Source organism: Jatrophihabitans sp., from assembly GCF_051960575.1.
GTDB lineage: Bacteria > Actinomycetota > Actinomycetes > Mycobacteriales > Jatrophihabitantaceae > JBQCEE01.
Map to the genome: position 1 here is coordinate 1 of NZ_JBQCEE010000309.1, position 9,098 is coordinate 9,098.

The 9,098-nt window shown below is 71.1% G+C and carries 9 protein-coding genes and 1 tRNA gene; 3 read left to right on the plus strand and 7 right to left on the minus strand.

What is annotated here, in order from left to right; genetic code table 11:
- Positions 1–348: 348 nt before the first annotated feature.
- Complete coding sequence (locus ACTHMS_RS17245) at positions 349–1,275, plus strand: DUF559 domain-containing protein (RefSeq protein ID WP_440307893.1); 927 nt, start codon at positions 349–351, stop codon at positions 1,273–1,275.
- Between the two features lie 182 nt (positions 1,276–1,457).
- On the opposite strand, the gene clpX is transcribed toward ACTHMS_RS17245, so the two are convergent.
- The 6 genes from clpX to ACTHMS_RS17275 all read right to left on the minus strand — a co-directional run bounded on the left by clpX (position 1,458) and on the right by ACTHMS_RS17275 (position 6,255).
- Positions 1,458–2,747, minus strand: coding sequence for an ATP-dependent Clp protease ATP-binding subunit ClpX (gene clpX, locus ACTHMS_RS17250; RefSeq protein WP_440307894.1), 1,290 nt, complete (start codon positions 2,745–2,747; stop codon positions 1,458–1,460).
- Between the two features lie 203 nt (positions 2,748–2,950).
- A complete protein-coding gene (locus ACTHMS_RS17255) occupies positions 2,951–3,598 on the minus strand; it encodes an ATP-dependent Clp protease proteolytic subunit (RefSeq protein WP_440307895.1) in 648 nt (215 codons plus the stop codon).
- 11 nt (positions 3,599–3,609) lie between these two features.
- A complete protein-coding gene (locus ACTHMS_RS17260; protein ID WP_440307900.1) occupies positions 3,610–4,206 on the minus strand; it encodes an ATP-dependent Clp protease proteolytic subunit in 597 nt (198 codons plus the stop codon).
- 102 nt (positions 4,207–4,308) lie between these two features.
- Positions 4,309–5,733 (minus strand): trigger factor, encoded by a 1,425-nt coding sequence (gene tig / locus ACTHMS_RS17265; RefSeq protein ID WP_440307896.1) that lies wholly within the window; start codon positions 5,731–5,733, stop codon positions 4,309–4,311.
- Positions 5,734–5,777: 44 nt separating this feature from the next.
- Positions 5,778–5,851: transfer RNA gene (locus tag ACTHMS_RS17270), tRNA-Pro, on the minus strand.
- Positions 5,852–5,868: 17 nt separating this feature from the next.
- A complete protein-coding gene (locus ACTHMS_RS17275; protein ID WP_440307897.1) occupies positions 5,869–6,255 on the minus strand; it encodes a S24/S26 family peptidase in 387 nt (128 codons plus the stop codon).
- A gap of 56 nt (positions 6,256–6,311) precedes the next feature.
- Between ACTHMS_RS17275 and sodN the strand changes: the two genes are divergently transcribed.
- Both sodN and ACTHMS_RS17285 read left to right on the plus strand, forming a co-directional pair.
- Positions 6,312–6,710: a superoxide dismutase, Ni gene (sodN, locus tag ACTHMS_RS17280; RefSeq protein ID WP_440307898.1), complete on the plus strand. Its 399-nt coding sequence runs from the start codon at positions 6,312–6,314 to the stop codon at positions 6,708–6,710.
- A gap of 104 nt (positions 6,711–6,814) precedes the next feature.
- On the plus strand, positions 6,815–8,938 hold the full coding sequence (locus ACTHMS_RS17285; RefSeq protein WP_440307899.1) for an ATP-binding protein: 2,124 nt from the start codon (positions 6,815–6,817) through the stop codon (positions 8,936–8,938).
- 24 nt (positions 8,939–8,962) lie between these two features.
- Here ACTHMS_RS17285 and ACTHMS_RS17290 read toward each other — a convergent pair whose 3' ends face one another.
- Positions 8,963–9,088, minus strand: a complete 126-nt coding sequence (locus tag ACTHMS_RS17290) for an ATP-binding protein (RefSeq protein WP_440307901.1) — start codon at positions 9,086–9,088, stop codon at positions 8,963–8,965.
- Positions 9,089–9,098 lie beyond the last annotated feature (10 nt).

A 9,098-nucleotide genomic window follows, 5' to 3' on the forward strand; every position in this document is an offset into this window, starting at 1 on the left:
GCCGCCGCGTCCTGCGCGCCGCCGGCGCCCCGGTCGACGGCCCGTCCGCGGTTGCACCGTCGCCCGCCGGAACCGCGGCGGCCGCCGTCGTGTGTGGCGACGCTGCGGGTGCTGCAACGGCGTGTCCGCCCGCGGCGTAGCCACACACGTCGGGCGCCCCGCTGGTGTGTGGCGACCCTGCGAGGGGTGGGCCGGCGTGTCCACCCGCAGCGGCGCCACGCACCTCCCCACCAGCACGCGGCCGCCGCATGGGTAAGGGATCACCGCAGCGCTGTGGACGCGGCTCGAGTTGTCCACAGCGGCGGCCGGGCGAGCCGACGAGCCACCGCGCGACCGGACGATCGACCGATGCGCGATGCCATCGATCGACTGCTCGCCCGCTCGGGCCGCGCGGCCTCCCGTGCCCGGCTGCTCGAGGTCGTGAGCCGCAACCAGCTGGACGACGAGGTCGCTCGCGGGCACCTCGTCACGCCGTTCCCACGCGTCCACTGCCGCCCGTGGGACGCGGACGATCTCGACGTGCTCGAGCTCGCCGGCGTGCTCAGCGTCGGCCGCCCGGCCGCGCTGAGCCACACGTCCGGACTGCGCCGGTACGAGCTGCCGGTCGCCGTGCCGGACGACCGCGTGCAGGTCACCACCCACATCGGACGCCACCCCATCGGCCGGTCGCCGGACCTGGTCGTCCACCGCACCCGCGTCCCCACGGCGGTGCGGCTCGTCCGCGGCGTCCCGACGGTCGAACCCGCGGTGGCCGTCACCCGGTCGTGGCCGCTGCTCGTCGGCCCCGACCAGCGCGCCGCGGCGATCACCGCCGTCCGCAGCGGGTTGCTGACAGCCGGCGAGCTGGCCGCGGCGGCCGAGCGGGCGGTCGGGATGCCGGGACGCAAGCGATTGCTCGAGCTCACAACGCTGCTGGACGCCGGCTGCGAGAGCGAACTCGAGATCTGGGGCTACCTCGGGGTGTTCGACGTCCCGGGCCTCCGACACATGCGGCGGCAGCGAGTCATCACGGTCGACGGCCGGCAGTACCGCCTCGACGGGGCCTTCGAGGACGAGCAGGTCGCGATCGAGCTCGACGGCGAGCGGTACCACTCGACCCGGGCGCAGCGCGAACGCGACCGGCGGCGGGACGCAGCGCTCGCGACGATCGACTGGCTGACCCTGCGGTACTCGCACGAGCGGCTGCACGACGACGCGCGGGGATGCCGGCGGGACACCCTGCGCACCCTCGCCGCTCGCGAAGGGCACCGTCGGCGCTGGTCACTCACGGGGTGACGCCGCAGGTGTGTGGCCGCGCTGCGGGGCCCGCCACGGCGTGTCTGCCCGCAGCATCGCCACACACACACACACACACACACACGGCGCGGCCGCCGCCTGTCGGGACGGACGAACCGCCGGACGACGACGGCCCCGGCACCATCCGGTGCCGGGGCCGTTCGTCGTGGGGTCGGGTCGGGTCAGGCCGACTTCTCGCGCGGGGTGCGCTTCGGCGTGGCCTCACGCGGCACCAGCGTCGGGTAGACGTGGTCGAGCACCGTCTCGCGGGTGATGACGACACGGGCAACGTCCTCGCGGGACGGCACCTCGTACATCACCGAGAGCAGCACTTCCTCCATGATCGCGCGCAGGCCCCGGGCGCCGGTACCGCGCAGGACGGCCTGGTCGGCGATCGCCTCGAGCGCGTCCTGGCTGAACTCGAGCTCGACGTTGTCCAGCTCGAACAGCTTGGCGTACTGCCGCACGAGGGCGTTCTTCGGCTCGGTGAGGATCTGCACCAGCGCGTCACGGTCGAGCGGACGCACCGAGGTGAGCACCGGCAGACGGCCGATGAACTCGGGGATCAGCCCGAACTTGATGAGGTCCTCCGGCATGACCTCGCCGAAGACGTCGCGCTGCTCGCGGTCGAACTTGGTGTGCAGTTCGGCGCCGAAGCCCAGCCCCTTCTTGCCGATGCGGGCCTCGATGATCGAGTCGAGCCCGGCGAAGGCGCCACCGACGATGAACAGCACGTTGGTGGTGTCGATCTGGATGAACTCCTGGTGCGGGTGCTTGCGCCCACCCTGCGGCGGCACCGACGCGGTCGTCCCCTCGAGGATCTTCAGCAGCGCCTGCTGCACACCCTCGCCGGAGACGTCGCGCGTGATCGACGGGTTCTCGGCCTTCCGGGCGATCTTGTCGACCTCGTCGATGTAGATGATGCCGGTCTCGGCGCGCTTGACGTCGTAGTCGGCGGCCTGGATCAGCTTCAGCAGGATGTTCTCGACGTCCTCGCCGACGTACCCGGCCTCGGTGAGCGCGGTGGCGTCGGCGATCGCGAACGGGACGTTCAGCATGCGGGCGAGCGTCTGCGCGAGCAGCGTCTTGCCCGAACCGGTCGGGCCGAGCAGCAGGATGTTCGACTTGGCGAGCTCGACCGACGAGTCGGACGAGCGCGGCTTGGCGTCACCGCCGGCCTGCACCCGCTTGTAGTGGTTGTAGACCGCGACCGCGAGCGTCTTCTTCGTGTGCTCCTGGCCGACGACGTAGCTGTTCAGGAACTCGAAGATCTCGTTGGGCTTCGGCAGCTCGTCGAAGGAGAACTCGCTGGACTCGGCCAGCTCCTCCTCGATGATCTCGTTGCACAGGTCGATGCACTCGTCGCAGATGTACACGCCCGGACCGGCGATCAGCTTCTTGACCTGCTTCTGGCTCTTCCCGCAGAAGGAGCACTTGAGCAGGTCGCCGGTCTCGCCGACACGTGGTGCCAAGGCGGCTTCCCCTCTGTCGTGCGCCGATGACGCGCACATTCCTCGATGGTCTGTCCCATGCCGCCGGTCAGTGCGGTGGAGACGGCTCCGCAGGCGTACTGAGACCTAGGACGGTACCCGGATTCGGCCCGGAAGTCGTCCCCAATCGCCCGGCGCGGCGCAGGTCGGCCCATCCGGCCGACAACCGGATGGGCCGAACGTCCTCAGGCGTTGTCGATCTTGCGGCTGCTGATGACCTCGTCGACCATGCCGTACTCCTTGGCCTGCTCGGCCGTGAAGATCTTGTCGCGCTCGACGTCGCGGTGGATGGTCTCGATGTCCTGCCCGGTGTGCCGGGCCAGGATCTGCTCCATGAGGTCACGCATGCGCAGGATCTCGCGGGCCTGGATGTCCAGGTCGGAGATCTGCTGGGCGCCCTCGGTGCCGCCGGACGGCTGGTGGATGAGGATGCGCGAGTTCGACAGGGCGTAGCGCTTGCCCTTCGTGCCGGCGGCGGGCAGCACCGCGGCTGCCGAGGCGGCCTGCCCCATGCAGTAGGTCTGGATCTCGGGCCGGACGAACTGCAGCGTGTCGTAGATGGCCGTCAGCGCGGTGAACGAGCCGCCCGGCGAGTTGATGTAGATGAGGATGTCGCGGTCGGGGTCGTTGGACTCGAGCACGATCAGCTGGGCGATGACGTCGTTGGCGACGACGTCGTCGATCGGCGCCCCGAGGAAGATGATGCGCTCCTCGAAGAGCTTGTTGTACGGGTTCGACTCCTTGATGCCGTAGTTCGTCCGCTCGACGAACGACGGGAGCACGTAGCGCGAGGACGGGCCCTGCGCTCCGCCGAAGGGGCTGTACAGGTTCACGGCGAGGCTCCTTATTCCGGCGTCACGTTGCCGCTGGGCACGTCGCTGACGCGGCGCACGATGTGGTCGATGAAGCCGTACTCGAGGGCTTCCTGGGCGGTGAACCAGCGGTCGCGGTCACCGTCCTCGGTGATCTTCTCGACGGTCTGCCCCGTGTGCTGCGCGATGAGCTCGGCCATCTCGCGCTTGGTGAGGTTCCACTGCTCGGCCTGGATCTTGATGTCCGAGGCGGTGCCGCCGAGGCCGGCGGAGCCCTGGTGCATCAGGATGCGGGCGTGCGGGAGGGCGTAGCGCTTGCCGCGCGCGCCGGCCGACAGCAGGAACTGCCCCATCGACGCCGACAGCCCGAGCGACCAGGTCGCGACGTCGCACTCGATGAGTTCCATCGTGTCGAAGATCGCCATGCCGGCCGTGACCGAGCCGCCCGGCGAGTTGATGTACAGGTTGATGTCGCGCTTCGGGTCCTCGGCCGACAGCAGCAGCAACTGCGCGCAGATCTGGTTGGCGATCGCGTCGTCGACGGGCTGCCCGAGGAAGATGATCCGCTCGCGCAGCAACCGGTCGTAGACCGAGTCGTACAGGTTCATGCCGCCGCCGGCACCGCGCATCTCGACGCCCATGCTGTCTCTCAAGCTCATGTCCTCGACCCTACTGAACGGCACTGACAGAAACGCGCCGGACGACCCCGAGTTCGCTGCCGGCGGAACGGCTCACTCGGCGTGGTCGCCGTGATCGTGGTCGCCGTGATCGTGGTCGCCGTGGTCGTGCGCGCCGACCGGCTCCTCGTCCCCGTCGCCGGCCACGACGTCCGCGAGCGCGTCGGGGCTGAGGGCCTTGAGGTCGACCGGGTTGCCCGAAGCGTCGGTGATGACGGCCGACTCGAGCACCTGGGCCAGCGCCTTGTTGCGGCGCACGTCGGCGTAGAGCAGGGGCAGGTTGCCGCCCTGGACGATCTGGTTGGCGAACTCCTGCGGTGCCATCTGGTAACGCTGCGCCTGCCGCACGAGGTACTCGGTGAGCTCGGCGTCGCCGACCTGCACCTGCTCCTGGTCGGCGATCGCGTCGAGGATGAACTGCGCGCGCACCGACTTCTCGGCGTCGGCCCGCAGCTCCTCGGTGAACTCCTCGCGCGTCTTGCCCTGCAGCGACAGGAACTGCTCGAAGACGGCGTCGTCGTGGCCGAGCTGGTGCACGATCTCGTGCTCGCGGTAGTCGACCTCGGCCTGGACGGCCGAGTCGGGCAGCGGGAACTCGACGGTCTCGAGCAGGTGCTCGAGCAGCTTCTCGCGGGCCTGCGAGCCCTGCTCGAGGGCCTTGACGCGCGAGAGGCGGGTGCGCAGGTCGTCGCGCAGCTCGTCGATGGTGTCGAACTCGCTGGCCAGCGTCGCGAAGTCGTCGTCGAGCGCCGGCAGCTCCTTGGTCTTCACCGAGTTGACCGTGGCGGTCACCTCGGCCTCGGAGCCCGCCTTCGCGCCGTTGCGCAGCGTGGTCGTGAACGTCGCCGACTCGCCGGCGGACTTGCCGCGGAGGGCGTCGTCCAGCCCGTCGACCAGGTCGCCGGAGCCGACGACGTACGACAGGCCGCTGGCCGCGCCGTCCTCGACCTCCTCGCCGTCGACGACGGTGCGCAGGTCGAGCGAGACGTAGTCGCCGTCCTCGACCGCGCGGTCGACGCCCTTGAGCGAGCCGAAGCGCTCGCGCAGGCCGTCGAGCTGCTCGTCGATGTCGGCGTCCGAGACGACCGCGTCGTCGACGGTCACCGCGATGCCATCGACGTCGCCCACGGTGATCTCGGGACGCACGTCGACCTCGGCGGTGAAGCTCAGCGACTCGCCGTCGTCGAGCTTGTCGATGTCGATGTCGGGCTGGCCGAGCACCCGCAGCTCGTGCTCGCGGGCGGCGTCCGAGTACAGCTTCGGCAGCGCCTCGTTGATCGCCTCCTGCAGCACGGCCGCGCGACCGACGCGCTGGTCGATGATGCGGGCCGGCACCTTGCCGGGGCGGAACCCGGGCACGCGCACCTGCTGTGCGATCTGCTTGTAGGCGGCGTCCAGGCTCGGATTGAGGTCCTCGAACGGCACCTCCACGGCGAGCCGGACGCGGGTCGGGCTCAGGTTCTCGACGGTGCTCTTCACGCGCGGGTTCCTCGGGTCCTTCTGATCGGTTCGAACGAAGCGGGTCGGGGTGGCGGGATTCGAACCCACGGCCCCTCGCTCCCAAAGCGAGTGCGCTACCAAACTGCGCCACACCCCGGGCGGCGACCCCCCACTCTACGGGCGCACGGGCGCGGGCACGCGGGCCGGTCGGACCGCCCCGGACCGGACGAGGAGCACGGCCCGCGCCAGCACCCGGGCGGGCCCGTGCGTCCGGCTGTCGCCGCCCGCCGCCTCGTTGTCGGACGCGACCCACCAGCCGCCGTCGACCGGGCGCAACGCCCGTTTCACGACCAGCCGGCCGGGCAGGTCCGCGAACCGGGCGAGCACAACATCCCCGGCGCGCACGGACGCGCCGTGCCGCACCACGAGTCGATCACCCGGACGCAGCGCCGGCACCATCGACGGCCCCACGACCCGCACGACCTGCCACGGCAGCAGCGCCTCCCGCGGGCCCCGCGCCGCACCTTTTCGCGGGAGTAAGGTGCGAAACAGGTTGGTCATCCGCCCAGTCTGTCCGCCTGTCCTCACCTCGCGTCCGTCGACCCAGGAGGTCCTCCGTGCGACTCTTCCGCAGCCCTGTCACCGCCCTCGCCCACTGCGACCTGCCCTGCGGCGTCTACGACCCCGCGCAGGCCCGGATCGAGGCCGAGTCGGTGAAGGCGATCATGGAGAAGTACCAGAACAACGACGACCCGGTGTTCCGCACCCGGGCGCTGATCATCAAGGAGCAGCGCGCCGAACTGGTCAAGCACCACCTGTGGGTGCTCTGGACCGACTACTTCAAGGCGCCGCACTTCGAGAAGTACCCGCAGCTGCACGAGCTGTTCAACAAGGCGACCAAGGCCGCGGGTGCGGCGGGCGGCAAGGGCTCGGTCGACCCGGCCGAGGCCGACAAGCTGCTCGAGCTGATCAAGGAGATCGACACGATCTTCTGGGAGACCAAGAAGGCTGCCTGATCCGTCGGGTTTCACCCGGAACGGGCCGTGATCCACAGATGGATCACGGCCCGTTCCGTCTTTGTGTGGCGCCGTCGTGATCACAAGGGCCATACATTGGTGGTGTGGCCGCCCTCGACGATCCGACCCGGCTCGCCGCCGTGCGGGCCGTCGGTCTCGTGCGCCACGACACCGACGAGGTGCTCGACCGGCTGACCCGGATCGCCACCCGCCTGCTGCGCGTGCCGGTCGCGTCGGTCTCGCTGGTCAGCGACACCGAGCACCTGTTCGTCAGCACCGTCGGGGTGCGCCCTGAGCTGCTCGCCGCCGGCGGCATGCCGATCGACGTGTCGTTCTGCCGCTACACCGTCGAGGCGGGCGCGACCGTGGCCATCCCCGACACGCGCCTCGACCCCTGCGTCGCCGACAACCCGGCTGTCACCGAGTACGAGGTCGTGGCCTACGCGGGTCACCCGGTGCGCGAGCCCGGTGGCCAGATCGTCGGCACCTTCGGCGTCATCGACCGGCAGCCGCACGAATGGTCGGTCGACGACCTCGCCACCCTCGAGGACCTCGCCCACGCGGCGGGGGCCGAGATCGGGCTGCGGCTCACCACCCGCAAGCTCGAACGCGAGCAGGCCTTCCTGCGCGCCGTGCTCGACAGCGTCGACGACCCGGTGCTCGCCGCCGACCCCGACGGCCGCGTCAGCGTGGTCAACCGCGCCGCCGTCGAGGCGGGTGCCGCCGGGCTGCCGTTCGACTCGACCAACGCCGCCGCCTACTCGGGCGTCTTCGCCGCCGACGGACGCACGCCGCTCGCCCCACCGGACACGCCACTGTCCCGGGCCCTGCACGGCGAGCAGGTGCAGGACGTCGAGATCGTGTCGCGCCGCACCGACGTCGAGCGCCGCTACATGGTGACCGGCCGGCCCATCACGTCCGAGCACGGCACCCCGCTCGGGGCGGTCGTCGCCCTGCACGACGTCACCACGGCGCACGAGCGCCAGACGCTGCGCGAGGCGCTGCACGCGGTCTCGACCGCCCTGGCCGAGGCACGCAGTGCCGAGGAGGCGACGCACGCCGCCATCGCCGCCCTGGCCGACGCCCTCGGCTGGGAGTACGCCGAGTTCTGGCACGCCGACCACGACGAGCAGTCGCTCGTGCGCGTCACGTGGTGGCATCGCGAGGGCATCGACGCGCAGGCGCTGATCGACACGGCGCCCGCCGAGCGGCCGCGCGGCCGGGGCCTGGTCGGCCGGGTGTGGGACGTGCGGCGCAGCGTCTGGGTGCCCGACCTCGGCAAGGACGAGGGGTACGTCGACCGCGGGCCGGCCGCGCTGCAGGCCGGGTTGCGCACCGCGGTGGGGCTGCCGGTCGTCGGTCATGGCACGCTGCTCGGCGTCATCGCGATGCTGCGCACGCGGCCGGTGACGGCGGGGCCGGAGCTGGTCGGCGTCCTCGAGGCGGTCACCGCCCAGATCGGCGAGTACCTCGTGCTCGCGACCGAGCGCGAGCGGCTGCTGCACCGGCAGGCCGAGCAGCTCACGGCGCTCGGCGAGGTGAGCCGCATGAAGTCCGACCTCGTCGCGGTCGTCAGCCACGAGCTGCGCAACCCCATCGCCGTGATCCGCGCCTACGCCGAACTGCTCACCGACGAGACCGATCTGGACGACGAGCAGCGCCGGTTCGCCGAGATCATCGACAACGCCGCCCAGCGGATGATGCACATCGTCACCGACCTGCTCACCCTCGCCGAGAGCGATGCCGGGCCGCTGACCCTGCAGCAGCGCACGCTGGCCCTCGACGAGGTGCTGCGTGCCGCCGCCGACGAGCAACGGTTCGCCGCGGACGAGAAGGAACTGTCGCTCGTCGTCGACGTGCACGGCACCCTGCTCGTCCACGGCGACCGCGACCGGTTGCGCCAGGCGATCGACAACCTGCTCATCAACGCGATCAAGTACACGCCGAACGGCGGCACCGTGCGGGTCGAGGGCGACATCGAGGACGCCGAGGTGGTCGTGCACGTGCGCGACACCGGCATCGGCGTGCCGCCGGAGCAACTCCCCCAGCTGTTCACGCGGTTCTTCCGGGCCACGACGGCACGCCGCGCCGGCATCCGCGGCACCGGTCTCGGCCTCAGCATCACCCGCCGCATCGTCGAGGCGCACGGCGGCACGGTCGAGGCGGCGGCGAACGAGCCGGCCGGCACCGTGTTCACCGTCCGGCTGCCGCTCGTCGCCCACGCCTGAGCGGCGCGGTGGTCGACGCGGGGGTCAGCGCACCGCGGCAGGCACCCGCGCGAGCGGCAGGGTCACGGTGAACGTCGACCCGACGCCCGGCTCGGACGACACCTCGAGCCGCCCGCCGTGGCGGTCGACGATCGTCTTCACGATCGACAGCCCGAGTCCG

Coding starts and splice junctions, on each gene's coding strand:
- ACTHMS_RS17245 (WP_440307893.1), top strand. CDS start 349: ATGCGCGATGCCATCGATCGACTGCTCGCCCGCTCGGGCCGCGCGGCC.
- ACTHMS_RS17260 (WP_440307900.1), bottom strand. CDS start 4,206: ATGCGCGGTGCCGGCGGCGGCATGAACCTGTACGACTCGGTCTACGAC.
- ACTHMS_RS17275 (WP_440307897.1), bottom strand. CDS start 6,255: ATGACCAACCTGTTTCGCACCTTACTCCCGCGAAAAGGTGCGGCGCGG.